This is a genomic window from Pseudomonas sp. 22526, assembly GCF_052044735.1.
Lineage (GTDB): Bacteria > Pseudomonadota > Gammaproteobacteria > Pseudomonadales > Pseudomonadaceae > Aquipseudomonas > Aquipseudomonas piscium.
In genome coordinates this window covers 1-25,884 of record NZ_JBQENK010000022.1, presented here as the reverse complement: position 1 = coordinate 25,884, position 25,884 = coordinate 1, and the positions used below count along the sequence as shown (strand labels likewise).

Annotated in this window: 22 protein-coding genes and 1 pseudogene; 17 read left to right on the top strand and 6 right to left on the bottom strand. The window is 65.5% G+C overall.

The window, feature by feature from the left end; translation table 11 throughout:
- Positions 1-70: 70 nt before the first annotated feature.
- The 3 genes and pseudogenes from ACTJKT_RS26330 to ACTJKT_RS26320 form a co-directional block, all read right to left on the bottom strand.
- On the bottom strand, positions 71-1,267 hold the full coding sequence (locus tag ACTJKT_RS26330) for a pyridoxal phosphate-dependent aminotransferase (protein WP_440789136.1): 1,197 nt from the start codon (positions 1,265-1,267) through the stop codon (positions 71-73).
- Positions 1,268-1,303: 36 nt separating this feature from the next.
- Positions 1,304-2,167 (bottom strand): methyl-accepting chemotaxis protein, encoded by an 864-nt coding sequence (locus tag ACTJKT_RS26325; protein WP_371356829.1) that lies wholly within the window; start codon positions 2,165-2,167, stop codon positions 1,304-1,306.
- A pseudogene (locus ACTJKT_RS26320) lies at positions 2,162-2,914 on the bottom strand (MCP four helix bundle domain-containing protein); the annotation flags it as partial. The gene ACTJKT_RS26325 and the pseudogene ACTJKT_RS26320, both read right to left, overlap by 6 nt.
- 390 nt (positions 2,915-3,304) lie before the next feature.
- On the opposite strand from ACTJKT_RS26320, the gene hpaB reads away from it, so the two are divergent.
- The 6 genes from hpaB (at position 3,305) to ACTJKT_RS26290 (ending at position 10,493) form a co-directional block, all read left to right on the top strand.
- On the top strand, positions 3,305-4,867 hold the full coding sequence (hpaB, locus tag ACTJKT_RS26315; protein ID WP_025808655.1) for a 4-hydroxyphenylacetate 3-monooxygenase, oxygenase component: 1,563 nt from the start codon (positions 3,305-3,307) through the stop codon (positions 4,865-4,867).
- Positions 4,868-5,019: 152 nt separating this feature from the next.
- Entirely contained in the window at positions 5,020-5,532 is a 513-nt protein-coding gene (gene hpaC / locus ACTJKT_RS26310) for a 4-hydroxyphenylacetate 3-monooxygenase, reductase component (protein WP_053279407.1), read from the top strand.
- 369 nt (positions 5,533-5,901) lie between these two features.
- Positions 5,902-6,879, top strand: a complete 978-nt coding sequence (locus ACTJKT_RS26305; protein WP_053279408.1) for a helix-turn-helix transcriptional regulator — start codon at positions 5,902-5,904, stop codon at positions 6,877-6,879.
- A gap of 279 nt (positions 6,880-7,158) precedes the next feature.
- Positions 7,159-8,034: a transporter gene (locus ACTJKT_RS26300; RefSeq protein ID WP_440789135.1), complete on the top strand. Its 876-nt coding sequence runs from the start codon at positions 7,159-7,161 to the stop codon at positions 8,032-8,034.
- A 37-nt stretch (positions 8,035-8,071) separates the two neighbouring features.
- Positions 8,072-9,235: an MFS transporter gene (locus ACTJKT_RS26295; RefSeq protein ID WP_440789207.1), complete on the top strand. Its 1,164-nt coding sequence runs from the start codon at positions 8,072-8,074 to the stop codon at positions 9,233-9,235.
- A 139-nt stretch (positions 9,236-9,374) separates the two neighbouring features.
- On the top strand, positions 9,375-10,493 hold the full coding sequence (locus ACTJKT_RS26290; RefSeq protein ID WP_440789134.1) for a class II histone deacetylase: 1,119 nt from the start codon (positions 9,375-9,377) through the stop codon (positions 10,491-10,493).
- Positions 10,494-10,553: 60 nt separating this feature from the next.
- On the opposite strand, the gene ACTJKT_RS26285 is transcribed toward ACTJKT_RS26290, so the two are convergent.
- A complete protein-coding gene (locus ACTJKT_RS26285; protein WP_440789133.1) occupies positions 10,554-11,516 on the bottom strand; it encodes a helix-turn-helix domain-containing protein in 963 nt (320 codons plus the stop codon).
- A gap of 287 nt (positions 11,517-11,803) precedes the next feature.
- Here ACTJKT_RS26285 and ACTJKT_RS26280 point away from each other — a divergent pair, with 287 nt between their 5' ends.
- The 6 genes from ACTJKT_RS26280 to ACTJKT_RS26255 all read left to right on the top strand — a co-directional run bounded on the left by ACTJKT_RS26280 (position 11,804) and on the right by ACTJKT_RS26255 (position 19,079).
- Entirely contained in the window at positions 11,804-12,337 is a 534-nt protein-coding gene (locus tag ACTJKT_RS26280) for a 2,4'-dihydroxyacetophenone dioxygenase family protein (protein WP_053279413.1), read from the top strand.
- A gap of 39 nt (positions 12,338-12,376) precedes the next feature.
- A complete protein-coding gene (locus ACTJKT_RS26275; RefSeq protein WP_440789132.1) occupies positions 12,377-13,642 on the top strand; it encodes an MFS transporter in 1,266 nt (421 codons plus the stop codon).
- Positions 13,639-14,703: a 2,3-butanediol dehydrogenase gene (locus tag ACTJKT_RS26270; RefSeq protein WP_440789131.1), complete on the top strand. Its 1,065-nt coding sequence runs from the start codon at positions 13,639-13,641 to the stop codon at positions 14,701-14,703. Before ACTJKT_RS26275 ends, ACTJKT_RS26270 begins: the two co-directional genes overlap by 4 nt.
- Before the next feature lie 160 nt (positions 14,704-14,863).
- Positions 14,864-16,165, top strand: coding sequence for a carbohydrate porin (locus tag ACTJKT_RS26265; protein ID WP_440789130.1), 1,302 nt, complete (start codon positions 14,864-14,866; stop codon positions 16,163-16,165).
- Positions 16,166-16,197: 32 nt separating this feature from the next.
- Positions 16,198-17,877, top strand: coding sequence for a GMC family oxidoreductase (locus tag ACTJKT_RS26260; RefSeq protein ID WP_440789129.1), 1,680 nt, complete (start codon positions 16,198-16,200; stop codon positions 17,875-17,877).
- A gap of 227 nt (positions 17,878-18,104) precedes the next feature.
- Positions 18,105-19,079 carry a bifunctional helix-turn-helix transcriptional regulator/GNAT family N-acetyltransferase gene (locus tag ACTJKT_RS26255; protein ID WP_440789128.1) on the top strand — a complete coding sequence of 325 codons (975 nt, stop codon included), beginning with the start codon at positions 18,105-18,107 and terminating at the stop codon, positions 19,077-19,079.
- A 6-nt stretch (positions 19,080-19,085) separates the two neighbouring features.
- On the opposite strand, the gene ACTJKT_RS26250 is transcribed toward ACTJKT_RS26255, so the two are convergent.
- Both ACTJKT_RS26250 and hpaA read right to left on the bottom strand, forming a co-directional pair.
- Positions 19,086-20,180, bottom strand: coding sequence for a DUF1176 domain-containing protein (locus tag ACTJKT_RS26250; protein WP_440789127.1), 1,095 nt, complete (start codon positions 20,178-20,180; stop codon positions 19,086-19,088).
- 71 nt (positions 20,181-20,251) lie between these two features.
- On the bottom strand, positions 20,252-21,163 hold the full coding sequence (hpaA, locus tag ACTJKT_RS26245; protein WP_440789126.1) for a 4-hydroxyphenylacetate catabolism regulatory protein HpaA: 912 nt from the start codon (positions 21,161-21,163) through the stop codon (positions 20,252-20,254).
- A gap of 239 nt (positions 21,164-21,402) precedes the next feature.
- Between hpaA and ACTJKT_RS26240 the strand changes: the two genes are divergently transcribed.
- The 5 genes from ACTJKT_RS26240 (at position 21,403) to ACTJKT_RS26220 (ending at position 25,835) form a co-directional block, all read left to right on the top strand.
- On the top strand, positions 21,403-22,074 hold the full coding sequence (locus ACTJKT_RS26240; protein WP_440789125.1) for a fumarylacetoacetate hydrolase family protein: 672 nt from the start codon (positions 21,403-21,405) through the stop codon (positions 22,072-22,074).
- A gap of 9 nt (positions 22,075-22,083) precedes the next feature.
- Positions 22,084-22,884: a fumarylacetoacetate hydrolase family protein gene (locus tag ACTJKT_RS26235; protein ID WP_440789124.1), complete on the top strand. Its 801-nt coding sequence runs from the start codon at positions 22,084-22,086 to the stop codon at positions 22,882-22,884.
- Entirely contained in the window at positions 22,885-24,345 is a 1,461-nt protein-coding gene (hpaE, locus tag ACTJKT_RS26230) for a 5-carboxymethyl-2-hydroxymuconate semialdehyde dehydrogenase (RefSeq protein WP_440789123.1), read from the top strand.
- A 165-nt stretch (positions 24,346-24,510) separates the two neighbouring features.
- Complete coding sequence (gene hpaD / locus ACTJKT_RS26225) at positions 24,511-25,368, top strand: 3,4-dihydroxyphenylacetate 2,3-dioxygenase (protein ID WP_440789122.1); 858 nt, start codon at positions 24,511-24,513, stop codon at positions 25,366-25,368.
- A gap of 77 nt (positions 25,369-25,445) precedes the next feature.
- Positions 25,446-25,835 (top strand): 5-carboxymethyl-2-hydroxymuconate Delta-isomerase, encoded by a 390-nt coding sequence (locus ACTJKT_RS26220; RefSeq protein ID WP_440789121.1) that lies wholly within the window; start codon positions 25,446-25,448, stop codon positions 25,833-25,835.
- Positions 25,836-25,884 lie beyond the last annotated feature (49 nt).

Genomic DNA, 25,884 nt, shown 5'->3' with positions numbered 1-25,884 from the left:
GAGTCCGCGTAATCGTTAACGGCCATCGCGGGCAAGCCTCGCTCCTACAGGTTCCTTGGCGGCCACACCGTCAGCGGCGTTTTGAGGTTCGGCCTTCAAGCAGATCCTGGGTACAACGCACAATCCGCTGGCAGGCATCGGCCAGGCGTTGCTGGTCCACCACCAGGCCGATACGGATATGCCCCGCCGCGCTGGGGCCGAAGGCCTCGCCGGCGAGCACCGAGACGCCGTGCCCTTCCAGCAGCAGCTCGGCGAATTGCTGGGCGCCCAGGCCGGTTTCCCGCACATCGACCATGACGAACATGCCGCCATCGGGCTTGACCGGTTTCAGCCCCGGGCATTGGCTCAACTGTGCGCACACCAGGTCGCGGCGCTGGCGATACTCCTCGCGCATCTGCTCCAGCTCCGGCAAGTCGGCGTCCAGCGCCACCACCGCGGCGTTCTGCACGAAATCCGGCAGCCCGTACAGCATGCACAGCGCCAGATCGCTCAGGTGCCCGGCCAGGGCCTGGGGCGCCACCACCCAGCCGACCCGCCAGCCAGTCATGGCATGGGACTTGGACAGGCTGTTGATGGTCGCCGTGCGCTCGGCCATGCCCGGCAGGCTGCCGGGGCTGATGTGTTCGCCGTCGAACAGCAGGTCGCTGTAGACCTCGTCGGAAATCAGCCACAGGTCATGCTCGACGCACAGGCGCGCCAGGGCCCGCCAGGTGTCCCGGGACAGGCTGGCGCCGGAGGGGTTGTTCGGGCTGTTGAGCATCAGCGCGCGGGTCTTGGGCGTGATGCGCGCAGCAACAGCGGATGGCTCGACGCGAAAGCCGTTCTCCGGGCGCACCGGAACCGGCAGCACCTTGGCCCCGCAGGCGCCGAACACCCCTTCGTAGGTGACGTACATGGGCTCGGCGACCAGCACCTCGTCGCCGGGGTCGAGCAGGCACTGGGCCACGGAGAACACCGCACATTGCGCCCCCGGCAGCACCACCACGTGCTCGGCGTTCACCGCCTGGCCGCTGCGGCTGGCATGCCGATGGGCGATGCGGGTGCGCAGCGAACGGTTGCCGCGCACCTCCGAATAGTGAGTGTCGCCCGCCAGCAGGCTATCGATGGCGGCCTGGACGATCGGCCTGGGGGTGTCGAAATCCGGGTCGCCGATGGTCAGCAGCAACACATCGACGCCCTGCTCGCGCAGCTCCAGGGCGCGGTAGTGAATCTGCCAGGCCGCGGCACCTTCGCCGGCGATCCGTTGGGTCAAGGCTGAATAGCGCATCTCGCTCTCCTTGGGCACGCATTCAACAACCCTAACTCAAATCACAAAGCGCGCCACCATCGCATTCAAATCCACCGCCAGGCGCGACAGCTCATGGCTGGCGGCGCTGGTCTGGTTGGCCCCGGCGGCCGACTGGGTGGCCAGGTCGCGGATATTCACCAGGTTGCGATCGACCTCGCGGGACACCTGGGCCTGCTCTTCCGAGGCGCTGGCGATCACCAGGTTGCGCTCGTTGATCAGGTTGATCGATTCGGCGATCTGCTCCAGGGCCACACCGGCGGCGCGGGCCATTTCCAGGGTGCTCTGGGTGCGCTGGTTGCTCTGCTGCATCGACTGCACCGCCTCGCCGGTGCCGTTCTGGATGCCGGCGACCATCTTTTCGATTTCCTGGGTCGATTGCGCGGTGCGATGGGCCAGGGCCCGCACTTCGTCGGCCACCACCGCGAAACCGCGCCCGGCCTCACCAGCGCGGGCCGCCTCGATCGCCGCGTTGAGGGCCAGCAGGTTGGTCTGTTCGGCGATGGCGCGGATCACGTCCAGCACCTTGCCGATGTCGCGGCCCTGGGTGGCCAGGCCTTCGATCATCACCGAAGTGCTTTGCACGTCGTGGGTCATGGTCTGGATCGCGTCGACGGTTTCCACCACCCGGTCGCGGCCTTCGCGGGCGGCCTGGGTCGACTGGTGCGAGGCTTCGGAAGTCGACACGGCATTGCGCGCCACCTCTTCCACGGCGGCGGTCATTTCATTGACCGCGGTGGCCGCCTGTTCGATTTCGTTGTTCTGCTGCTGCAAGCCACGGGAGGCTTCCTCGGTGACCGCGCTGAGCTCTTCCGAGGCCGAGGCCAGCTGGGTGGCCGAGCCGGAGATCTGTTCGATGGTCTTGCGCAGGTTGCCCTGCATCTCGCTCAGCGCCGCGAGCAGGCGGGCCGGCTCGTCCTTGCCGTCGATCTCGATGGCCTTGGTCAGGTCGCCCGCGGCGATGGTCTGCGCAGCCAGCACCGCGCGGTTCAACGGGGTGACGATGCTGCGCGTCAGCAGCCAGGCCAGCAGCACTGTGAGCAACGCGGCAATCACGGCGACGGCTACGATGCCGCTGATGGCGCTGCTGTAATGCTTGCCGGCCAGGTTCGACGCCAGGGTCGCCCCGGCCTTGTTGATCGCCACCAGCTTGTTCAACTGTTCGCCCATCTGGTCGGTGCCGTCCTTGATCCGCGTATTGATCAGGGCGCGCAGTTCCTCGAGCTTGTTCTGTCGCGACAGCTCCATCATGTCTCTCTGGGCGTGCAGGTATTGTTCCAGGGTGGCCGCGAAGGTCTTGTACAGGGCCGCTTCCTCCTCGACCATCGGCAAGGCGGCGTAGCTGGCCTGGGCCTGCTTGAGCTTGTCCACCAGCACGTCGATGCGCGCCTGCGCTTCCTGCAGGCCGGCCGGCTCGCGGTTGACCAGCACCCGGAACGAGAGGATCCGCAGGCGCAGCACGTTTTCGGTGACGTTGCCGAGATACCCTACGCTGGGCAGTTGGTTGCTTTCCATGTCGAGGGAGGCCTGTCGGATGATCGACATGCGGTTGACGGCGAACACACCCAGCGCGATGACCAGCAACGCGATGAACGCAAAACCGAGGAAGGCTCGAGGCGCGATATTCATATTACGTAGGGACATAGGATGACTCTCGGGAATTGAGGACTGCGAGCATCCATGCACTGAACCCTGTCACCAGCGGCGGCTGGCGGCCTGACAGGTAGGCGCCACTGTTGTAGTTGGTGTGTGGCCCTAATAGCGATATCGGCAGCGCTTTAGGTTTTTTGCAGGCTCCTGAGAAAAATATTTTCGCCGGCCGACGAGTGTTTCACCGCTGAGACAGCTGGCCTCGCGCCATTATCCGTCCCCATGACCATCCCCATGCCCCCCATGACACGCCTCCCATGAAAAGTGCAATTCATTCGCCGGAAAAGCCATTCAGTCGCCGCCCCGTCCTGCCCATCATGGGCCCCAGCTCGTAAAGACAACGCATAACAACAATGACTGGAGTGGATGATGAAACCCGAAGACTTCCGTGCCGAGACCAACCGCCCGCTGACCGGTGCCGAATACCTGGCCAGCCTGCGCGATGATCGCGAAATCTACATTTATGGCGACCGGGTCAAGGACGTGACCAGCCACCCGGCGTTCCGCAATTCCGCCGCCTCCATGGCGCGCCTCTACGACGCCCTGCACGACCCCGAGACCAAGGACAAGCTGTGCTGGGCCACCGACACCGGCAACGGCGGCTACACCCACAAGTTCTTCCGCTCGGCGAAAAGCGCCGACGACCTGCGCCAGCAGCGCGACGCCATCGCCGAGTGGTCGCGCCTGACCTACGGCTGGATGGGCCGCAGCCCGGACTACAAGGCCGCCTTCGGCAGCGCCCTGGGCGCCAACCCGGAGTTCTACGGTCAGTTCGCGGACAACGCCCGCACCTGGTACAAGCGCATCCAGGAAGCCTGCCTGTACCTCAACCACGCCATCGTCAACCCGCCGATCGACCGCGACAAACCGGTGGACCAGGTCAAGGACGTGTTCATCTCGGTGGACGAGGAAGTCGAGGGCGGGATCATCGTCAGCGGCGCCAAGGTGGTGGCCACCAACTCGGCCCTGACCCACTACAACTTCGTCGGTCAGGGCTCGGCGCAGCTGCTGGGGGACAACACCGACTTCGCCCTGATGTTCATCGCGCCGATGAACACCCGCGGCATGAAGCTGATCTGCCGCCCGTCCTATGAACTGCAGGCCGGCATGACCGGTTCGCCGTTCGACTACCCGCTGTCCAGCCGCTTCGACGAGAACGACGCGATCCTGATCATGGACAAGGTGTTCATCCCCTGGGAAAACGTGCTGATCTACCGCGACTTCGAGCGCTGCCGGCAGTGGTTCCCCCAAGGCGGTTTCGGCCGGCTGTTCCCGATGCAGGGCTGCACCCGCCTGGCGGTCAAGCTCGACTTCATCACCGGGCTGCTGGTCAAGGCCTTGCAGTGCACCGGTTCCCTGGAGTTTCGCGGGGTGCAGGCGCAGGTCGGCGAGGTGGTGGCCTGGCGCAACCTGTTCTGGTCGCTGACCGACGCCATGCACGGCAACGCCAGCGAATGGCTCAATGGCGCCTTCCTGCCCAGCGCCCAGGCCTTGCAGGCCTACCGGGTACTGGCGCCCCAGGCCTACACCGACATCAAGAAGATCATCGAGCAGGTGGTGGCCAGCGGCCTGATCTACCTGCCGTCCGGCTCCCGCGACCTCAAGGACCCGGTCCTCAACCAGTACCTGAGCACCTATTGCCGGGGCTCGGCGGGCATGGGCCATGAGGAGCGGATCAAGATCCTCAAGCTGCTGTGGGATGCCATCGGCACCGAGTTCGGCGGCCGCCACGAGCTGTACGAAATCAACTACGCCGGCAGCCAGGACGAAATCCGCATGCAGTGCCTGCGCCATGCCCAGGCCACCGGCTCGATGAAAGCCATGACCGAGCTGGTGGACAAGTGCCTCGGCGACTACGACCTCGACGGCTGGACGGTGCCGCACCTGACCAACCCGGACGACATCAATATGCTCGACCGTATCCGTCAGTAAGCGCTGCTCCGACTCTGTAGGAGCGAGCTTGCTCGCGATAGCTGCGCAGAAGCGGTGTCTCGATGCCCGCGTCATAGTTGCCGCCCCATCGCCAGCCAGCTGGCTCCTACAGGTATCAAGCAACGGTCGCGGCTCACCCCGAGGAATCTGTCATGACTCAACTCGATCCCAAGCAACAGGCCTTTCGCAATGCCATGGCGCACATGACCGCGGCGGTCAACGTCATCACCAGCAACGGCCCGGCCGGACGCTGCGGCATCACCGCCACCGCGGTCTGCTCGGTCACCGACAGCCCGCCCAGCCTGATGGTCTGCGTCAACCGCAACAGCGCCCTGAACCCGGTGTTCAAGCGCAACGGTCGACTCTGCGTCAACGTGCTGTGCGGCGAACACGAAGAAGTGGCCCGGCACTTCGCCGGCATGACCGGGGTGGAGATGGAGCAGCGCTTCAGCCTGCACCCCTGGCGCGACGGCCAGGACGCCCTGCCGGTGCTGGACGGCGCCCTGGCCAGCCTGCAAGGGCGGATCACCGAGGTCCAGGAAATCGGCACCCATTCGGTGATGCTGGTGCAACTGGATGAGATCTGCGTGCGCGAACACGGCGATTCGCTGGTGTATTTCAGCCGTGGTTTCCATCGGTTGCAGCGGGCCGTCCAGGCGGCCTGATCTGCTGGTCTGCTGGTCTTCTGATCTTCTGATCTTCTGATCTTCTGATCTTCTGATCTTCTGATCTTCTGATCTTCTGATCTTCTGATCTTCTGATCTTCTGTAGGAGCGAAGCTTGCTCGCGATAAATCTGCAACGATAACGCGCGTTGGCTGATGTATCGCCGCTGCGCGGCTATCGCGGGCAAGCCTCGCTCCTACAGAAACCAATATCCCCGCCAGCGCCCCTCTTCATCCTGCATCTGTAGGATAGCGATCCCCCGCCGGGCCGAGGATACTCGTGCCCAGGCCCTGCCCACGTCCCTGGACGTTCCGGTCCTTACTGACTCCGTGACGAAAACAATAAGAAAGTCGCACAGAGGAATACCCCATGAGCCGTCATGAACATGGTCACGCCAGCCTGCTGCAAGCCTTCAGCTCGCTGACCCTGGAGTTGCAGCGCCTGGCGCAGCACAAGGACATCGAACATTTCCATGGCCATGCGCTGAACCGCATCGGCCAGTTGCTGCCCTTCGACAGCGCCTGGTGGGGCCGCGCCGCGCTGATCGACGGCCTGCCGGAAGAACACAGCTCCTACCTCCACCGCCTGCCCCCCAGCTACCTGCCGGACTGGCAGTCGATCAAGCACGTCGACGTCACCGTCGGCCGGGTCCATGCCCACCCTGGCCAGGCGGTGATAGTCGACATGCGCGACCCGGCCAACGGTCCCGGCCTGAACTGGCTGGGCACGACCTACAACATCGGCGAACTGCTGTGCGTGGTGTACATCGACCCGCAGACCCACCTCAGCGATCACCTGGCGCTGTATCGTGCCCCCGGCGCCAAGCGCTTCGACGCCGACGACTGCCTGCTGCTGAACAACCTGATGCTGCACCTGGTGGCCGCGGTGTCGGCCAATCAGATCCGCACTCTGGTGGCCATGCGCGAAACCCTCACCAGCCCGCGCAACCTGGCGCTGGCGGTGTGCGACCAGCGCGGCACCCTGCACTGCGCCGAACGCGGCTTTGTCGACCTGCTGCTCGGCGAATGGCCGGACTGGAGCGGCCCCTGCCTGCCCGTGCCCGTGGTCGACGGCGGTTATGAAGGCCGGCACCTGCAATTCGAGGCCTCGCCGGTGGGCGACCTGTTCCTCCTCGCCGCCCGCGGCCGCACGCTGCTGACCCAACTGAGCCCACGGGAAAACGACGTGGCCCTGGGCTTCGGCGAAGGCAAGACCTACAAGGAAATCGCCCGCGAGCTGGGCCTGTCGCCGAACACCGTGCGCCATCACATCCGCGCCATCTACAACAAGCTCGGGGTCAAGGACAAGACCCGCATCGCCCACCTGCTGCACGCTCCGCCCGACTGACGCTTACCAGGCTCTGTACGAAAAGTGGCTGCGCTCGGTCATGCTGCGTTAAAAACAGGCTCGGAATGCTCATTTAGGTCCCTAAACTCCGCTTCCTCGCCTGTTTTTGCCTTGCCTGCCCTTCGCTCGCCGACTTTTCGTACAGACCCTCGCTCCCACCACTGACTTTCGCGCTGTCGTTTTGACGGCCACGGGGCGCTTTTGCCCTTTTTCCAGCCACTGCCGCGTACCGGCGAGCCTTTCGCCGCACAACAACTTTAAAAAAGAGACGTGACGCCCATGACCAGAACGCTTCCGCGCCGCACCGCCCTGGCCTTCACCGGCACCCTGCTGAGCCTGAACGCCAGCGCCGCCGACCTCAACGCCCGCGACTTCTTCGGCGCGCCCTCGGGCACCAGCCTCGGTGTGCTGTACCTGCCGGCGACCCGCGCCGACGACTTCCACGGCCCCGCCGACAGCACCGGCAAGGCCGAGCTGAAGGTCAACGCCCTGGCCTATCGCCAGGTATTTTTCACCGATATCTGCGGCACCCTGTGCACCCCGCAATTCATTGTGCCCTTCGCCGATATCGACGCGCGCCTGCCCGGCGCCAGCCGTCACACCGGCGAAAGCGGCTTCGGCGACCCGCAGGTCGGCGGCACCCTGTTCTTCATCAATGACCCGGCCAGCCGTACCTACAGCGGCCTGCTGACCCTGATCACCCTGCCCGTGGGCGAATACCACAGCGAGAATCCGGATGTCTCGCCGGGCGCCAACCGCTGGGGCGCGACCTTCGTTTACAACTACACCCAGGGCGTCGGCGAGAAGTGGGTGCTGGAAGCCAACCTGGAAACCCAGCTCTATGGCAAGAACGACGACTATTTCGGCAGCGACCTGAAACAGGACCCGCTGTACCGCCTGCAAGCCTTCGCCTCCTACGACTTCAGCGCCAGCACCTACGGTGCCTTGCGGCTGATCCACGCCGACGGCGGCGAGCTGCGGATCAACGACCAGCGCATCGATGACAGCCACAAGCGCTACACCCAGGTCGGCTTCGAGGTCGGTCACTGGCTCGACAAGCAGAACCAGCTGATGTTCGGCCTCTCGCAAAACGTCGCCACCCGCAATGGCTACCACGGCACCGACGCCTTGTTGCGTCTGGTCCATGTGTTCTGAAGCGCTTTTTCCGGAGCTACCCACCATGAATACCCCCATGATCGACAAGCGCCAGGCGCTCAGCGGCGACCAGCCGAGTACCGCATCGCCGCTGGCCTTGCTGGCGGCCATCGTGCTGTTCGCCGCCATCACCCCGACCATCCTCATGACCGCCCCGGCAGTGGCCGCGCAACTGGCCAGCCAATGGCAGTTGAGCCCGTCGCAGATCGGCGACCTGTTTTCCACCGAACTGGGGGCCATGAGCCTGGCCACCCTGCCCGCCTTCTGGTGGCTCAAGCGCGTCGACTGGCGCCGCGCGGCGTTGCTGGCCGGGGCGCTGTTCATAGTCGCCAACCTGCTGTCGATCTGGGCCCAGGGCTACGGCGCGCTGCTGGCCCTGCGTTTCTGCAGTGCCCTGGCCGGCGGTTCGCTGATGATCATCTGCCTGTCCAGCGCAGCCTCCACCGCCAACCCCAGCCGGGCCTATGGCCTGTGGGTCATGGGGCAATTGGTGGTCGGGGCGCTGGGCCTGGGCATTCTGCCGCGGCTGTTCGAGCACTACGGCCTGGCGGCCTGCTACCTGCTGCTGGCGCTGCTGATGACCCTGTGCCTGCCCCTGGCGCGCTACTTTCCCCAGGGCGCGCCGGCCACGGAAAAAACCGCGGAGCAGGCCGCCGCCGTGCCGAAGTGGAAAACGCTGTGGGGCATTCTCGGCATCCTCGGTTTCTATATCAGCCTCAGCGGGGTCTGGACCTTTATCGGCTCGATCAGCGCCAAGGCCGGCATCTCCGCCGAAGCCAGCGGCGAGCTGTTGGCCGTCGCCACGGTCATGGGCATCGTCGGCGCCGGTTGCGCCTCGCTGATCGGCAATCGCCTGCCGCGCCTGCTGTTGCTGCTGTTCGGCTATGGCCTGATGGCCGGTTCGGTGCTGTTGCTGCTGGGCGCCCCGAGCCTGGCGCGCTTCGCCCTCGCCGCCCTGGTCTTCAAGTTCACCTGGACCTTCATCCTGCCGCTGATCCTCGCCTGCCTGGCCGACCTCGACCGCTCCGGCAAGCTGATGAACGCCTCCAACCTGGTGATCGGCGGCGGCCTGGCCATCGGCCCCGCGCTGGCCGGCCGGCTGATTGAAAGCAGCGGCGGCTTCCAGCCACTGCTGATCGGCGGGGCCTGCCTGACCCTGCTGTCGCTGGCGCTGATCCTCGGCTGTCGGCGCAATCCCTGAACACCCTGCCCCTTGTAGCCGCTGCCGCAGGCTGCGATCGACCGCGAAGCGGGCGCACGGTCTTAAGATCGCTGAAGGCCTTCGGCCTTATCGCAGCCTTCGGCAGCGACTACAGATTTCCCCATAGATGGAGATGCCCATGCCCCGTAAAACCGCGTTTTTCTTCGATGAACTCAGCCTCTGGCACAGCGCCGGGCCCCATGCGCTGACCCTGCCGGTGGGCGGCTGGGTACAACCGCCCGCCGCGGCCGGGCACGCCGAATCGCCGGAAACCAAGCGCCGCCTGAAAAGCCTGCTGGACGTCTCCGGCCTGACCCGCCAGTTGCAGATGCGCAGCGCCACGGCCGCCAGCGAGGAGGACCTGCTGCGGGTGCACAGCGCCGAGTACCTGCAACGCTTCAAGGCCCTGAGCAAGGCCGGCGGCGGCGAACTCGGCCCGCAAGCGCCGATCGGCCCGGGCAGCTACGAGATCGCCCGGCTTTCCGCCGGCCTGGCCATGGCCGCGGTGGACGCGGTGCTCGGCGGCGAAGCCGACAACGCCTATTCCCTGTCCCGCCCGCCGGGACACCATTGCCTGGCCGACGGCGCCATGGGTTTCTGCTTCCTGGCCAATATCGCCATCGCCATCGAGGCGGCCAAGGCCAGGCGTGGCCTGGGCAAGGTCGCGGTGATCGACTGGGACGTGCACCACGGCAACGGCACCCAGTCGATCTTCGAGGAACGCGGCGATGTGCTGACCATTTCCCTGCACCAGGACGGCTGCTTCCCGCCCGGCTACAGCGGCGAGCAGGACCGCGGCCGCGGCGCCGGGCTGGGGGCCAATATCAATATCCCGCTGCTGCCCGGCAGCGGCCACGATGCCTACCTGCATGCCCTGCAACGCATCGTGATGCCGGCCCTGGAGCGCTTCCAGCCGGAACTGATCATCGTGGCCTGTGGTTACGACGCCAACGCGGTCGACCCGCTGGCGCGGATGCTGCTGCACAGCGACTCGTTCCGCGCCATGACCCGCCAGGTGCGCGAAGCCGCCGAGCGCCTGTGCCAGGGGCGCCTGGTGCTGGTCCATGAAGGCGGTTATTCCGAGGCCTATGTGCCCTTCTGCGGGCTGGCGACGGTCGAGGAACTGGCCGGCGTCAGGACCGCGGTGAGCGACCCGATGCTGGAGTTCGTGCAGCTGCAGCAGCCGAATCCACAGTTCCAGGCCTTTCAGCGCCAGCTGATCGACGATCTGGCACAAACCTTCCTCAACGACGACTGACCCTGTAGCCGCTGCCGNACCGCAACGGCCCTGCGGGCCGATCGCAGCCTGCGGCAGCGGCTACAGAGTCCTGCGCACTTCGCTCGGGGTCTGGCCGTAATGGACCTTGAACGCCCGGGCGAAGTGGGCCTGGCTGGTGAAGCCGTGGCGGTAGGCGATTTCGCCGATATCCAGGCCAGCTCCCCTTGGGCTGCCCAGCAGGTCATGGGCCTGTTGCAGGCGTTTTTCCAGGATAAAGCGGCTGGGCTGGGTGTCTTCCAGGGCGAACAGCCGGCTCAGGTGCCGCGGCGAAATGCCGGTTTGCGCGGCCACCCGTTCGCAGCTCAGCTCCGGGTCGGCCAGTTGTTCGTTGATGCACTGTTTGGCTGCCAGCAGGTAGGAGGCGCTCAGCGCATTGATCCGCCGCTCTCCCACCTGCCCGGCAATCAGGCTGCCCAACAGCTCCAACGCCTGGTTCTGGTAATAGTCGGCGTCCTGGCTCAAGGGCTGCTGGAAAAAGCCCCGGGTGCGTTCGCCCAGGGTGCGCAGCAACAGGCGCTGCACGCCGCTTTGCCCGCCGATCTTCAGCGGGCGGTCGAAACGCTTGAGGCAGCGCTCGGCAAACAGTTCCTGGGGAATGTCGAAAATGAACTGGCGCATCGGCCCGGAGAACCCGAACAGGTAGGGTTTGTCGGTGCGGTAGACGATCAACTCGCCCGGTTCGAGCAACTGGCAGGCGCCGTCCTGATAGAAAAACGAGCCGCTGCCGGTGACGAAGGACACGAACACCGACTCCTTGGGCACCGAGCGGATCATCGAGTTGTCACGCTCGACCACGTGCTCGTTGCCCTCGATCTGCGCCAGGCGCATACCCTCCAGCTGCAGGTTGTCCTGGCTGGCGGCAAAACCGCTTTCACAAAAGGAGGTGCATTTGAGGCCGACCAGGGTGGAGGCGTTGTAGTCCTCCCAGAAGGTCAGCCGCTGATCCAGGGCGATGCTCTGGGTGCAGGCATGCCGGGTTTCGAGCAAGGCGCATGGAGACATTTTTATTCTTCTCATGGGCTGGAAAACATTCGCCGGTCGGCAAGGCAGTGACCGGATACCGAGGCCGCGGACATACCGGCCGCGGCCGTTCATTAATATATGAACCTTATACCCTGTCAACGTGAAACACGTTGGCCACAAGTCGATTGCCAGGGTAAACCGCGTCCCTGGAGCCTGTAGGGAAAGCCTCGTCCGATCCAGTCAACAATCCCGTCCGATTCGATAAAACCCCGCCTGCGCGCCGCGCCTAAAGTCGCCTCGACTCCCACCATACCTAGAGGCCGACCATGCCCGAAGCCGCCAGCCGTGAATTCTGGAAAGACCTGCAACCGATCGCCAATTGCTTCAAGCCGGACGCCAAGCCCGAGGTCTACCTGCCCAATGCCGCCAGCGACGACCTGAAGCTCTATGTGCCCTTCACCGAAACCGTGTCCTCGCGGCCGCTGTGGATCTCGCCGAGCGAGAACCGCTGGTGCGACATCCTCATGGCCAGCAGCGCCGGGCTGGTGAACCGGCATTACCACCCCCACGAAGTGTTCGCCTACACCCTGTCCGGCAAGTGGGGCTACCTGGAGCACGACTGGACCGCCACCGCCGGCGACTTCGTCTACGAGACCCCGGGCGAAGGCCACACCCTGGTGGCCTACGAGCACGAGCAACCGATGCGCGCGTTTTTCATCGTAAAGGGCCCGCTGATCTGGCTCGACGAACAGGGCGAGCCGGAGGGTTATTTCGACGTGCACTCCTACATCGCCATGTGCCGCGCGCACTACGAAAAGATCGGCCTCGGCGCGGCCTATATCGACACGCTGTTTCGCTGAAGTTTCGGCTTTCACCTGTCCCTCCCGCGGAGAACGACCATGGCTTACAACAACAATAAAGCCGGTTACGAGAACATCCTGCTGGGCGTGCTGTTCCTGACGTTCGGTTTCGTCTTTTTCGATCGCCTGGCCCTGTCCTTCCTGTTCCCCTTCATGGCCGACGAGCTGCAACTGAGCAACAGCCACCTGGGCATGCTGTCGTCGGTCCTGGCCCTGGCCTGGGCAGTGTCCGGCGCACTGGTCGGGGCCTGGTCGGACCGCCGCGGCAAGCGCAAGCCGCTGCTGATCGTCGCGGTGATCCTGTTTTCCCTGTGCTCAGCGCTGTCGGGGCTGGTCACCGGCTTTCTCAGCCTGCTGCTGTTCCGCGGCATCATGGGCCTGGCCGAAGGGCCGATCCTGCCGCTCTCGCAATCGCTGATGGTGGAGGCCTCCTCGCCCCATCGCCGGGGCCTGAACATGGGCCTGCTGCAAGGTTCGGCGGCCGGGCTGCTGGGCGCGGTGATCGGCCCGCCGGTGCTGATCGGCCTGGCCGAAGCCTACGGCTGGCGCCATGCCTTTATCGTCTCGCTGATTCCCGGGCTGCTGATCGCCCTGCTGATCTGGCGCTATGTGCGCAACGATGCACCAGCACCAGCAACCACCAGCGACAGCGACAAAGCACCGGTCAATCGCCTGGCCCTGCTGAAAAGCCGCAACATCGTGCTCTGCACCCTGATCAGCTGCGTGTTCCTCACCTGGTTCGTGATCCTGATCTCCTTCACCCCGACCTTCCTGGTCAAGGTCCGTGGCTACAGCCCGGCGAGCATGGGCACGGTGATGAGTTGCCTGGGCGGCGCCTGGGTGTTGTGGGGCTTCGGCGTGGCGGCGATTTCCGACCGCTTCGGCCGCCGCCCGACCCTGGTGCTGTTCTCGCTGATCGCCGCCTGCTGCCCGATCGCCCTGCTCTACGCCAACAACCCGCTGCTGATGGGCGTGCTGATGCTGCTGACCTACACGGGCCTTGGCTGCTTCACCCTGTTCATGGCCACCATCCCGGCGGAAACCGTGCCCCGGGAAGTCATGGCCACCGCCCTGGGCATGATCATGGGCATCGGCGAGCTGGTGGGCGGCTTCGTCTCGCCGACCATCGCCGGCTTCGCCGCCGACCGTTTCGGCCTGTCCATCGTCATGTGGATCTCCTGCGGCGGCGCCCTGCTGGCCGCGCTGCTGGCGCTGTTCCTCAAGGAAACCGCGCCGGCGGTCCTGGCTCGCGGCCGCCGCACCGAACCTTCCCCGTCTTCCGCCCTGCAAGGAAACCAGCCATGAAAGCATTGCGTTGGCATGCCGCCCGCGACCTGCGCCTGAGCGATCTGCAACTGCCACAGCCCGGCACGGGCGAGGTGCTGGTCCAGGTGGCCTACTGCGGTATCTGCGGCAGCGACCTGCACGAATACGCCGACGGCCCGCACTCGATTCCGCAACAGGTGCCCCACCCGCTGTCCGGTTGCCGCGCGCCCCTGACCCTCGGCCACGAATTCTGCGGCCAGGTGCTGGCGGTGGGCGCGGGCGTCGAGCGGGTCCGGGTCGGCAGCCGGGTGGCGGTGGAGCCGGAGTATCGCTGCGGCGATTGCCAGTACTGCCGCGCCGGCCAGTACAACCTCTGCCAGTCCATGGGCTTTATCGGCCTGATGGGCGACGGCGGTTTCGCCGAACAGGTGCTGGTGCCGGGCTACATGCTGCACCCGCTGCCGGACTCGGTGAGCTTCAAGCAGGCTGCGGTGCTGGAGCCGGCGGCGGTGGCCTTTCATGCGCTGAACCAGAGCAGCCTGCTGGCTGTCGACAGCTGCGTGGTGTTCGGCCTCGGCCCCATCGGCCTGCTGCTGATCCTGCTGGCGCGCCTGCGCGGCGTGGAGCGGATCTTCGCCGTGGACATCAGCCCGGAACGCCGGCGCCTGGCCCGTGACTTCGGCGCCCAGGAAGTGCTCGACGGCCACGCCGCCGACCTGCCGCAACGCCTGCACGAACTGAGCGGCGGTGGCGTCGACACGGCCTTCGAGGCCGCCGGCAGCCAGCAGACCCTGAGCCTGGCCCTGCATGCCCTGCGCAAGGGCGGCGAGGTGGTGCTGGTGGGCCTGATGGGCGAGGTCAGCGTCGATGCCTTCCACCTGGTCAACCACGAACTGCGCCTGCTCGGCAGCGTGGGTTATCGCAACGCCTACCCGCCGCTGATCGAGCTGCTGGCCAGCGGCCGCCTGGACCTGACCCGCGCGGTGACCCGCTGCGTGACCCTGGACCAGGCCGTGGAGCATGGCTTCGAGGCACTGCTGCGGGACAAGAGCCAGATCAAGGTGCTGGTCAATCCCAACCCATCGCTGGCCAAGGCATGACCTGTAGCCGCTGCCGAAGGCTGCGATAAGGCTCGAAGAGCCTTCCAGCGAGCGTCAAGAGCACGACTGCTTCGCAGCCGATCGCAGCCTGCGGCAGCGGCTACAGGACAGCGAACCCCAAACGACTCACCACAAGAACAACAAAAAACGAGTATCGACCATGAAAAGCACTCCCCTGCTGTGCCCGCTGCTGGCGGCTGTCCTGTTCACCCCTTTGTGCCAGGCCGGGACTCCGGCGCCCAGCCGCGAAGGCCCGCTGGCCGGGCTCGGCGAGCAACTGGCCGGCTACGGCATCCGACCCCATGTGCAGTTCTGGAGCCTGTCGATGAACAACCTCGACACTGGTCCGCGGGAACACAGCTTCGGCAACAGCGGCGACCTGTTCGTCGGCGCCGATTTCGACCTCGAGACCCTCGCCGGCCTCGAAGGCGCGGCCGTTCATTTCGAGGAAACCTTCTTCATCCTCGACACCGCCACCGGCCAGCCGACCTCGCGCAACTGGCAAGGCGCCGCCGGCAGCTATTTCGCCGGCGCGCCGATCCACAACGACATCACCAGCAACCAGCTGAGCCTGCTGACCTACCAGCAGACCTGGCTCGACGGCCAGCTCGACATGAGCCTGGGGCGCACCAACGCCCGGCGCTACTTCTATATCTACAACTGCGAAACCCTGGTCACCTGCAACGACCCGATCATCGATGCGTCCACCGGCATCCTGCCGCCGCCCTACGGCAGTTGGGGCGGCTACCTGAAGTACCAGGCGACGCCGGGCTTGTATGTGCATGCCGGCGCCTTCGAATCGAACCCGGTGGACTACCTGAAAAAACGCAAGGGCCTGGACTTCAGCACCGACGACGCCAGCGGCACCAGCCTGCTGCTGGGCATCGGCAGCAAGAACGACGGCGCCTACAGCGCCCGCTACGAACTCAACGGCTACTACAACACCTCCAAGCAGTACGACCCGCTGACCGGTGCCAGCGAGCACGGCACCGGCGGCGCCTTCTTCAAGTTCCAGCAAGGCTTCTGGCGGGCCGACGGCGGCCAGGGCACCGCGCCCCAGGCGCTGCTGGCGTTCGGCTCGCTGTCCCTGGCCGCCGACGACAAGCAGCCCTTCAGCCATTTCGCCGAAATCGGCCTGACCTACCTGGCGCCCTTCGACCGCCCCCAGGACAAGCTCAACCTCAAGGCCAGCTACCTGCGCCTCAACGACCACCAACTGCGCTTCCAGCAGCAGGCACGGATCGCCAACGGCGGCGACCCCAGCCTGGGCGAACGCAATGTCTACGCCATCGAGGCCAACGGCCACTTCGCCCTGACCCGGCACCTGGCGCTCGAACCCAGCGTGCAGTACCTGATCAACCCGGACAATTTCTACAACCCCGAGGCCCGCGAGCTGAGCGGCAACGGTTTTGTCGTCGGCCTGCAAGTCATGTACGACGTCGGCGCGGCGCTGGGGTTGTGAACCTGCTTCTCACTGCCAACGAGGTATTTCCCATGACTGACTCCGCCCCGCGTTCGTTCGACTACATAGTGGTCGGGGCCGGCTCGGCCGGTTGCGTGCTGGCCAACCGGCTGTCCGCCGATCCGCAGCTCAGCGTCTGCCTGATCGAAGCCGGCCCCAGCGACCAGAGCCTGTTCCCCGGCGCCTATGTGCGCACCCCGGCGGGCATCATCCGCTTGATCGCCAACCCCAAGTGGAACTGGATGCACCAGTTCAGCGCCCAGGCCGCCAGCGGCGACCGCCCGATCCCCTGCCCCCGCGGCCGGCTCTGGGGCGGCTCCAGCGCGATCAACGGCATGATCTACATCCGCGGCCACCGCAGCGACTACGACCGCTGGGCCGCGGCCGGCAACCAGGGCTGGAGTTACGACGAACTGCTGCCGTACTTCCTGCGCTCGGAGCACTTCGAGCCCGGTGCCTCGCCCTGGCATGGCCAGGGCGGCGAACTCAACGTCGCCGCGCAACGCAGCCCGAGCCCGATCAATGAGGTGTTCTACCAGGCCGCCGAGGAACTGGGCTGGCGCTACAACCCGGACTTCAACGGCGAGGAGCAGGAAGGCTACGGCCCCTTCCATGTCACCCAGATCAACGGCGAGCGTTGCAGCGCCGCGCGGGCCTTCCTGCACCCGGCGCTGTCGCGGCCCAACCTCACTGTCCTGAGCTCGACCCTGACCCACCGGGTGCTGCTGGAAGGCAACCGCGCCCGGGGCGTCGAGGTCAGCCAGGAGGGCGCGGTGTTCCAACTCCAGGCCCGGCGCGAAGTGATCCTCAGCGCCGGGGCGATCAACTCGCCGCAGGTGCTGCTGCTCTCCGGCATCGGCCCGGCCGCCGAGCTGGAACGCCATGGCATCGCCCAGCGCCATGAACTGCCGGGGGTCGGTCACAACCTGCAGGACCATCAGGACGTGGTGCTGATGTACCGCTGCGACAGCGAGCTGACCTACGGTTTGTCGGCCAAGGGCCTGCTGCCCCTGGCCCGCTCGCCCTGGCAATACCTGAGCCGGCGCAGCGGCCCGCTGACCTCGAACACCGTGGAGTCCGGCGGCTTCCTGCGCCTGCAAGCCGAGGACGCCGCGCCGGAACTGGGCCTGATCGTCGCCCCGGCGCTGAAGAACCAGCCCCAGCGCCTGGTGCCCCTGGGCCATGGCGTCAGCCTGCACATCGCCGTGATGCACCCGCAAAGCCGTGGCCAGGTCCGGCTCAACTCCGCCGATCCCCATGACAAGCCAATCATCGACAGCAACTTCCTCAGCCACCCGGAGGACCTGCGCAAGCTGGTGGCGGGCGTGCGCCTGGTGCGCAAGCTGGCGGCGAGCCAGGCCTTCGCCCGGCGCCTCAAGGGCGAGCTGGTACCCGGCCCGCAGGTAGAAAGCCAGGCGCAAATCGAGCAGTGGATTCGCGACAACCTGGGCACCGTGTTCCACCCGGTCGGCACCTGCAAGATGGGCCACGACGAGCAGGCGGTGGTCGACGACCAGCTGCGGGTCCACGGCCTGCAGGGCCTGCGGGTGGCCGATGCGTCGATCATGCCGAGCCTGACCACCGGCAATACCAACGCGGCGGCGATCATGATCGGCGAAAAGGCCGCGGACCTGGTGCTGGGTAAGGTGCCGCCGAGCATTCAGGTTCCCACTCGCCTGGAGCAACAGGCATCCACGCTGGCCATTGGCTGAAAGACGGCCACTTGTAGGAGCGAGGCTTGCCCGCGATGGTCGTTAACGATAACGCGTACAGATTGGATAAACGCGGCGCCCTCAAGCCTATCGCGAGCAAGCTTCGCTCCTACAGGGGGTCACCTGCGCTTGGCTGATCGGTGTTGAGCCAGGCGCCTGTGTCCCTATGGATTTTGCCATCGGGCAGACATATAGTTGCACCATACAACCACATATGGAGCCTCGCCATGTCCTCTCCTACGCCGCTGGTGGATCAGATCCGCAACGAATCGCGCAAACTGGTGCGCGAACTTGGCTTTATGGGCGCCACCCTGGCCGGCTCCGACCTTGCGCCTTCGGCGGTGCATGCGCTGATCGAACTCGATCTGCACGCCCCGCTCACCGCCGCCCAGCTGGGCAAGACTCTGAACCTGGAGAAGTCCTCGGTCAGCCGCCTGCTGGCCAAGCTCATCGAACGTGGCGATATCCAGGAAAGCCCCAGCCCCACCGATGCCCGGGAAAAGCTGCTGGGCCTGACCGCCAGCGGGCGCAAACAGGTCGCCGCCCTCCATGCCTTTGGCAGCGCCCAGGTGCAACAGGCTCTGCGCCTGCTTGCGCCACGGGAGCAAAGCCAGGTGGTCGCTGGCCTGCGCAGTTATGGCCAGGCGCTGCAGGCCTGTCGCCTGGGCCATGGGCAGATCGCCGCGACAATCCCCAGCGTGCAGCGCGGCTATCGGCCAGGCATGATCGGCCGCATCACCGAGCTGCATGCGCACTACTACTCAAAGCTGGTGGGTTTCGGGCAGTTCTTTGAACAGCGCGTCGCGGCGGGTCTGGCGGAGTTCAGCGAACGCCTGGACCACCCGGCTAACGGCATCTGGCTGGCCGTGCTGGACGAACAGATCGTCGGCTCGATCGCCATCGATCTCGGCGGCGACTCGGACCACCCTCAGGCCGACAAGAGTGCCCATCTGCGCTGGTTCATCCTCGACGAAGCGGCCCGTGGCACCGGCACCGGTCGCCTGCTGCTCAAGGCGGCGCTGGAGCATTGCGACCAGGTGGGGGCAGCATCCTGCTACCTGTGGACCTTCAGCGGCCTGAACGCCGCCCGCCATCTGTACGAGGCCTTCGGCTTCCAGCTGGTGGAGGAACAACCCGCAGCGCAGTGGGGCAAGACCGTGCTGGAACAGAAGTTCGAGCGTCGCCATCCAGGCCTGGCCTGAAACGCCTCAGCGGTTGGCCGGCGGCGCGATGCTCCACAGCCGCGGCCAGTCTTCGGAGGACAGGCCGTTGCAAGTCGGCATCTTTCGGTAATCGCTGAGCTGGAAGCTTTCGCCGTCGAACAGCCAGCGCCCGCTTTCACCACAGTCGCCGATGCCGCGCCCCAGATAAAAGGTGGTCAGCACTCCGGTCTTGGGGTCGTAGTGGGCGCCACCCGATCCGTCCGCGTTGTCCATGGGAAAGGCTTGCCGGCGCAGTTCCTCGAGCTTCGGCGGATTGCCGCGCGACCAGCTGCTGATCAGGTAATCGCAGTTGTAGGCCGCGCAGTCGCTCAGCACCACCGTCAAGGCCCGTTGCGCGGTCAGCGGATAGACCTCGACCTGGGGCTCGGCCACATAGTCCTCGTCGTCATTCGGCGTGCCCGGGGCGGCGAATTCCACGGCAGCCGCCGAGATCCGCGTGCGCTCCGCCTCCGTCAGTTCCGGTGCCCCCGGAAAAGCCCGCAATTGCGCCGGCAGCGGCCGCGCCGGGACCTCGCTGGCTGGACGCTGGCCGGGCCGCCACAACGCGGTCACGCCATCGACCCGGCCCTGTACCGAGTCCATCAGCAACAACGCCGCCGACAAACCGGACAACGGCACCCGGGCTTCGTCGTTCCCTGCCAGCTTCAGTTCCTCGGCATTGCGCAGGCGTTCCAGCCATTGGCGGGCCCGGGTCGGGTCGGCGATTTCATAGCGGGTGACCTGGATTTGCGCGCCCTTCTTTTCCGGCAACAGCACCAGGGCGTCCAGCAGTTGCGGCTCCAACGGCTGGCCGTCGAGACGCAAGGCCGACAGTTCGGCGGGTTCGCCGCGCTGATCCAGGCGTATCTCCAGCGGGCCATCGGCGCCGGCGCGACGCTGGATATGCAGGGTCAGGCTGCTGTACTGCACGCCGTGCTCGCCGTTGGGCGCGCTCAGGGCGTGGCAGCTGCGCAGGTTGTCGCAGCCGGTGATCCATTCCTTGGTCTGGCGCAGCAAGGGCACCTTTTCCGCGGCGTCCTGCGCCATCGCCTGGGTGGCGCTGGCCGTCAGTAAAAGGACCATCAGGGTGCGCTGCAACATGGGACTTTCCTTGTCGGACAAAGGCGCCGATTGTCCCACGGCGGACACTGGCCCTCCCAGTTTTTTCGCCTTCAGGACCAGGGTTTCGCCGCGTCCTGGCGCGCCCGGTATTCCCCCGGTGTCATCTTCGCGTAGCGCTGGAAGAACCGGCTGAAATACGCCGGGTCCTTGAACCCCAGCTGGTAGCAGATTTCGTTCACCGAACTGGCGGTGAACAGCAGCAGGCGCTTGGACTCCTGCATCAGGCGCTCGTACACCAGGCGTTTCGACGGCAGGTCGGCGATGCGCCGGCAGACGTCGTTGAGGCGCGCCTCGGTGACGCCGATCTGCCCGGCATAGCGCGACAGCGGCCAATGCTCCAGGTACTGGGCTTCGATCAGTTCGTTGAAGCGATGGAAGATCTGCAGGTCTTCATGCCGTGCCGGGCGCGCCTTGAGGGAATTGGCCGAGAGCCTGAGCAGGCTGATCAGGATCAACCGGGTCAGTGCCTCCAGCGCCGGCGCATGCCCGGCGCCCTGCCCGGCGACTTCCTCCTGCAACTCATCGAACAGCAACTCCAGGCGCCGTGCCTCGCCAGCGAACCCCGGGTCCAGGCGCGCCAGGGCCACGCAGGCCGGCGCCACCTGGGGGCCGCTGGCCAGACGGCTGTCGGCTTCGATCAGCTCCCACACCAACTGCTGGCGCACGGTCAGCACGTGGCCTTCGCTGTCGGCCTCGGTGACGAAGGAATGGGCAATGGTCGGCGGCGTGAGGAAAAACATCGGCCCCGACTCCAGGTACTGCTGGTCGTCGAGATAGACCCGCACCGCGCCGCTTTTCACGTAATGCACCTGGAAAAACCGGTCGTGGCGGTGCACCGGCATGTTGCGGCCGAAGAACCCGGCCAGGTTGCTCAGCTTGTCGTAATGCACCTGCGAGTCGGCGTAACGCTGGTCGTAGACCTGGCCGATATTGATGTTGGGGATCGGCTGGCGATCGCTCATGGTGGCGTGTCTCTTTTTTTCGCTCGCGGCGCTTTTCTATTTTCGCCCACAGCGCTTTTTTATTTTTACCCGCAGCAAGTGCCCACATCCTGCGTGATTCGCGGCCTGTTCACCAGTACGGGGCGGACAGTTCGTGGTCGGCTCATGGCCGGCGCTTGACGATCGTTAACATATTAAATATAACGTTAACACATTAACGAAATCATCTCGTCTTCCGCGATGCTCAGGAGAACACCACAATGAGCCGTGCACTGCATGAAGTCGCCACCGGCACCCTGTTCGGCGTCGCGCTGAACTACCAGGGCCTGTTGCGCAGCCACCTGGAATCCTTCACCCAGCCGCCCTACCAGAAGCCACCGGTCAAGCCGGTGCTGTTCATCAAGACCCCCAACACGCGCAACGTCCACGGCGGCGCCGTGATCTATCCGAAGGGTGTCGAGCGCCTGCAACCGGGCCCGGCGCTGGGCGTGGTGATCGGCAAGAGCACCAGCCGGGTCAGCGCGGAAAACGCCCTGCAGCACGTCGCCGGCTACACCATCGTCAACGAATTCAGCCTGCCGGAAGACAGCTACTACCGCCCCGCCGTCAAGGCCAAGTGCCGCGACGGCTTCTGCGCCCTCGGCCCGGAACTGGTGCCGGCGGACCAGGTACGCGATCCCCATGGGCTGGAACTGAAGCTGTGGGTCAACGGCGAACTGCTGCAACGCAACAGCACCGCCAACCTGGTGCGCGGCATTCCCCAGCTGATCGCCGAACTCAGCGAGTTCATGACCCTGCACGAGGGCGACGTGCTGATCACCGGCACCCCCGAAGGTCGCGTCGACGTCAAGCCCGGCGACCGCATCGAAGTGGAGATCAGCGGCCTGGGCCGTCTCGCCAATCACGTTGTTGCCGAAACAGCCGCCGAATAAGGAGCCGCCATGAAACACGCCCGCATCCGTTATCAAGGCCAGGTCCACGAGGTCGTGGTCAACGCGCCCAACAGCGTGAAACTGGCCGATGGCCGTGTGCTCGCCGAGGATCAGGTCGAGTGGCTGCCACCGGCCACCGGCAGCATGTTCGCCCTGGGCCTGAACTACGCCGACCACGCCGCCGAACTGGCCTTCAAGCCGCCGACCGAGCCGCTGGTGTTCATCAAGTCCCCCGGCACCTACACCGGCCACAACCAGGTCACCTGGCGCCCGGACAACGTCGCCTACATGCACTACGAGTGCGAACTGGTGGCGGTGATCGGCAAGACCGCGCGCAACGTCAAGCGCGAGGACGCCCTGGACTACCTGGCCGGCTACACGGTGTGCAACGACTACGCGATCCGCGACTACCTGGAAAACTACTACCGGCCCAACCTGCGGGTGAAAAACCGCGACGCCACCACCCCGGTGGGCCCCTGGATAGTCGACGTCGCCGACGTGCCCGAACCGAACCGGCTGAAGCTGCGCACCTGGGTCAACGGCGAGTTGCGCCAGGAAGGCACTACCGCCGACATGATCTTCGATATCCCCTACCTGATCGAATACCTGTCCAGCTTCATGACCCTGCAACCCGGCGACATGATCGCCACCGGCACCCCCGAAGGCCTGTCCGACGTGGTGCCCGGCGATGAGGTGGTGGTGGAAGTCGAAGGCGTCGGCCGGCTGGTCAACCGCATCGTCGGCGAGGCGGAGTTCTTCAGGATCAAGGCACAACACGACACGCAACTGGCGGCCAAGGAGCACGCATAAATGATCAAACACTGGATCAACGGCCGCGAGGTCGAAAGCCAAGACGTCTTCACCAACTACAACCCGGCCACCGGCGAAGCCATTGGTGAAGTGGCCAGCGGCGGTGCCGAGGAAATCGCCCAGGCGGTCGCAGCCGCCAAGGAAGCCTTTCCGAAATGGGCCAACACCCCGGCCAAGGAACGGGCGCGGCTGATGCGCAAGCTGGGCGAGCTGATCGACCAGAACGTGCCGCACCTGGCGGAACTGGAAACCCTCGACACCGGCCTGCCGATCCATCAGACCCGTAACGTGCTGATCCCCCGCGCCTCGCACAACTTCGACTTCTTCGCCGAGGTCTGCACCCGCATGGATGGACACAGCTATCCGGTGGATGACCAGATGCTCAACTACACCCTGTACCAGCCGGTCGGCGTCTGTGCCCTGGTGTCGCCGTGGAACGTGCCGTTCATGACCGCCACCTGGAAGACCGCGCCGTGCCTGGCGCTGGGCAACACGGCGGTGCTGAAGATGTCCGAGCTGTCGCCGCTGACCGCCAACGAACTGGGGCGCCTGGCGGTCGAAGCCGGCATTCCCAATGGTGTGCTGAACATCGTCCAGGGCTACGGCGCCACCGCCGGCGATGCCCTGGTGCGCCACCCGGACGTGCGGGCGATTTCCTTCACTGGCGGCACCGCTACCGGCAAGAAGATCATGCAGACCGCGGGGCTGAAAAAATACTCCATGGAACTGGGCGGCAAGTCGCCGGTGCTGATCTTCGAAGACGCCGACCTGGAGCGCGCCCTGGACGCGGCGCTGTTCACCATCTTCTCGCTCAATGGCGAGCGCTGCACCGCCGGCAGCCGGATCTTCATCCAGGAAAGCGTCTACCCGCAGTTCGTCGCCGAATTCGCGGCCCGCGCCAAGCGCCTGATCGTCGGTGACCCAACCGATCCCAAGACCCAGGTCGGCTCGATGATCACCCAGGCCCACTACGACAAGGTCACCGGCTACATCCGCATCGGTATCGATGAAGGCGCCACCCTGCTCGCCGGTGGCCTGGAGCGCCCGGCCAACCTGCCGGCGCACCTGAGCCGTGGCCAGTTCATCCAGCCGACGGTGTTCGCCGATGTGAACAACAAGATGCGCATCGCCCAGGAAGAGATCTTCGGCCCGGTGGTCTGCCTGATCCCGTTCAAGGACGAAGCCGAGGCCCTGCGACTGGCCAACGACACCGAGTACGGCCTGGCCTCCTATATCTGGACCCAGGACATCGGCAAGGCCCATCGCCTGGCCCGTGGTATCGAGGCCGGCATGGTGTTCATCAACAGCCAGAACGTGCGCGACCTGCGCCAGCCGTTCGGCGGGGTCAAGGGCTCCGGCACGGGCCGCGAAGGCGGCGAGTACAGCTTCGAGGTGTTTGCCGAGATCAAGAACATCTGTATCTCCATGGGCAGCCACCACATCCCGCGCTGGGGCGTGTAAGGTTTTGCAATCCTGTAGCCGCTGCCGAAGGCTGCGAACGGTCTGGGCGGCACTCCGTACGAAGGGGGCGTGCTCCTCAAGCTCGCAGGAAGGCTCTTCGAGCCTTATCGCAGCCTGCGGCAGCGGCTACAGGGCCGAACAATAAGATGTTTCAGGAGAAGCACCATGGGCGAAGTCGTCATGGCCGCCAAGGTCTGCCACGTTCCATCGATGTACCTGTCCGAACTGCCGGGCAAGCACCACGGCTGTCGCGAAGCGGCGATCGCCGGACACAAGGAAATCGCCCGCCGCGCCCGCGAACTGGGGGCCGACACCGCGGTAGTGTTCGACGTCCACTGGCTGGTCAACAGCGGTTACCACATCAACTGCGGCGAGCACTTCAAGGGCACCTACACCAGCAACGAACTGCCGCACTTCATCAAGAACATGGACTACGACTACAGCGGCTGCCCGGCGCTGGGCGAGCTGATTGCCGCCGAAGCCAACGCCGCCGATGTGCGCACCCTCGCCCACAACATCCCCAGCCTGGAGCTGGAGTACGGCACCCTGGTGCCGATGCGCTACATGCACATGGACGTACCGCCGGAGCAGCATTTCCAGGTGATTTCCATCGCCGCCTGGTGTGCCTGGCACAAGCTCGAGGACAGCTTCACCTTCGGCGCCGCGGTGCGCCGGGCCATCGAAAAGAGCGACCGCAAGGTCCTGGTACTGGCCTCCGGCTCGCTGTCGCACCGCTTCTCCGACGACCGCGAGGCCGAAGCCAATATCCATAACTGGACCCGCGAATTCGACAAGCAGGTGGACCTGCGGGTGGTCGAGCTGTGGCAACAGGGGCGCTTTCGCGAGTTCTGCTCGATGCTCCCGGACTACGCCGAGCACTGCTTCGGCGAAGGCCGGATGCACGACACCGCCATGCTCCTGGGCCTGCTCGGCGGCCCCGAATACAACCGGCCGGCGGAGATCGTCACCGCGCTTTTCGGCAGCTCCGGCACCGGCCAGATCAACGCCATTTTCCCACTCTAGACGCCACGCCAACCTCGCCAACCCAGCCCTGGATTTCCAGGGCTGGCCGCCGAAGGTTCGCCCGCAAGGAGGATCACATGCCGCACTTCATCGCTGAATACACCGACAACATCGAGCAGGCCGCCGACCTGCCGGGGCTGTTCGAGAAGGTTCACCACTGCCTCGGGGCCAGCGGCGTATTTCCGCTCGGCGGCATCCGCAGCCGCGGCGTGCGCCTGGACACCTGGCGCATGGCCGACGGCAAGCACGACTACGCCTTCGTCCACATGCGCCTGCAGGTTGGCGCCGGGCGCGACCTGGCGACCCGGCGCAAAGTCGCCGAGGCACTGTTCGAGATCATCAAGGCGCACTTCGCTCCACTCCAGGCCCAGCGCCTGCTGGCGTTGTCGTTCGAGATGAGCGAGCTGGATGCCGAGCTGAACTTCAAGCACAACAACGTGCATGAGTTTCTCAAGCGGCAAGCGTGACCTGTAGCCGCTGCCGCAGGCTGCGATAAGGCCGAAGGCCTTCAGCGAT